This window comes from Pseudomonas sp. (genome assembly GCF_049300855.1).
In the GTDB taxonomy this organism is placed as follows: Bacteria; Pseudomonadota; Gammaproteobacteria; order Pseudomonadales; family Pseudomonadaceae; genus Aquipseudomonas.
In genome coordinates this window covers 1-2,265 of sequence record NZ_JBAQKH010000019.1, presented here as the reverse complement: position 1 = coordinate 2,265, position 2,265 = coordinate 1, and the positions used below count along the sequence as shown (strand labels likewise).

Annotated in this window: 3 protein-coding genes; all 3 read left to right on the top strand. The window is 64.5% G+C overall.

Features of this window, described 5'->3' with window-relative positions; genetic code table 11:
• Window positions 1-479 (top strand): AMP-binding enzyme (locus tag WA225_RS07495; RefSeq protein ID WP_422607453.1); only part of this gene is annotated, 479 nt, incomplete at its 5' end.
• An 82-nt stretch (window positions 480-561) separates the two neighbouring features.
• Window positions 562-1,191: an acetate uptake transporter gene (locus WA225_RS07490; RefSeq protein ID WP_422607452.1), complete on the top strand. Its 630-nt coding sequence runs from the start codon at window positions 562-564 to the stop codon at window positions 1,189-1,191.
• Between the two features lie 259 nt (window positions 1,192-1,450).
• Window positions 1,451-2,265: hypothetical protein (locus WA225_RS07485; RefSeq protein WP_422607451.1), on the top strand; the 815-nt coding region annotated here is incomplete at its 3' end.

Sequence of the window (2,265 nt, the reverse complement as noted above, 5' to 3'; positions counted from 1 at the left end):
GTACCCAGTACTTCGCCGGCGACGGTGCGCGCATCGACGAGGACGGCTACTTCTGGTTCATGGGTCGCGTCGACGACGTGATGAACGTTGCCGGACATCGGATCTCGACCGCCGAGGTCGAGTCGGCGCTCGTTGATCACCCCGCGGTGGCCGAGGCCGCGGTCGTGGCCAAGAGCGACCCCGAGACCGGACAGGCGATCTCCGCCTTCGTCACCGTGCGCGCGGGGTACGACGAATCAACCGAGCTGATCGCCGAGCTGCGCGAGCACGTCTCGAAGCTCATCGGCCCGATCGCCAAGCCGAAGTGGATCGCGTTCACGCCAGATCTGCCCAAAACTCGAAGCGGAAAGATCATGCGCCGCCTGCTCCGCGACATCGCCGAGAACCGCAAGCTCGGCGATACCACGACGCTCGCCGACTCGAGCATCGTCGCGGATCTCCAGCGCCGCGCCACGGAGGAGGAAGCCAAAGAACAGTAGATCCGTCGCAGTGGGGGACAGTTCGATTACGAACACGCGCCGGGGTGCGATCTACTCCGGACCATTGGAGGGCTACAAACCTATGGCAACCGCAGCTTCACCCACCTCCTCGGGGATTTCGCAGGCGGTGGCACCAGCAGCGAACCCAGCGCCGCTCGGGCTGATCGGATTCGGGATGACAACGCTGTTGCTCGGGGCCATCAACGCCGGCTTCATCACGGCGGCCAAAGGAACGACGACAGCCGGGTCGGCAGCAGTGGTGCTGGCCATGGCAGTTGCGTTCGGTGGCATCGGACAGATCCTGGCCGGGATGTGGGAGTTCAAGGTCGGTAACACGTTCGGGGCAACTGCATTCACGAGTTACGGGTTGTTCTGGCTCAGCTTTGTGCTGATCAACACGACCTACGCGCCGTTGCTTCCCAAGGATCCCACCCCGATCCTCGGCCTGTATGCCCTTGCATGGGGCATCTTCACGGCCTACATGTTCATCGCATCGCTGGGAGGGGCGTCACGCGGCGTGTCGCTGGTGTTCTTCCTGCTTGCTCTCACCTTCATCACGCTGGCCATTGCCTTCTGGGCAAAGAGCGATCCGAGCGCGGGTTGGAACCAGATCTCGGGCATCCTTGCCCTTCTCACCGCGATCGCGGCGATCTACTGCTCGTTCGCGTTTGTGACGAATGCCAACTTCAAGAGGACCGTGCTTCCCGTCTGAGGGCACAACCGGTGATGGCGGGCGCGCGGCCAGGGGGTCCGCGCCCTGCCTCCCGGGCGGTCTCGGCGGTGGCCAAGGAAGGGGGACCTGAGCCCTCCGGGCGTCCAATCGATCTCGGCGCTTGCGGCGTAGCAGAGCGTTTGTTACAATAACGCCGTTCGATCGGAACGACGTGTTAGAAGCGTTCGTTACATCGATGTAGTGGGCGGGACAGGGTAGTAGGGGGCGCTGGGAGGCGCCGGATCAGGAGGGTTCATCCATGCGGCAACGTAGTTGGGCGAGAAACGCTCGCACCTTGGCCATTGGCGGTAGCGCCGTCATCGGGGTGGCGGTCGCGGGCCTTGCCACGACGATGTCGGCCTCGGCGCATTACATCCTTGGCACGACGCCCCTGCCGACGGTCGGGGTGGTGGGCACGACCCCACTCGCCGACCAGGCGCTGGTCTACGCCGACAGCACCCGCCACGTGGAGTTCTTCCTCTGGGCCCCGGGTACCTGCGGCGTGCAGGGCACCAGCCCCGTCTTCACCGACAGCGAGCCGGTCACAACCGCCTCGCTGACCGACAGCACGGTGACTTCGGCCACCTTTGTGCCGCAGTCGACGGGGACGTTCCAGTGGACCGCTGAGATCATCGTCACCGCGACCGGAGCTGTTGAGTCCGGTCCCACCACGTGCGGCGATGAGCCTGTCACGGTGAACAAGACTCCCACCAGCATCGATACCACGCCGTCGGACGCCAAGGGCGCACCCGTGGGCACGGCAATCACCGATTCGGCCACCGTCGAGGGCTTCAACCCGACCGGAAACGTGCGTTTCTACCTCTTCGGACCGGACAACACGACCTGCAACTTCGACCAGACCTCGGCCAACGAGCCCCACGGCTGGATCTTCATGGCAGGACCGATCGCGCTTGACAACGGCAAGGCGAAGGTTCCGGCGCCTGGATTCACCACCACGGTGACCGGTGTCTACCAGTGGGTCGTCGACTACGGTGGCGACAGCAACAACACCGAGGCGCGGAGTGGCTGCGGCAAGGAAGCCGTGACCATCGACAAGATGCCGACGCGCATCGA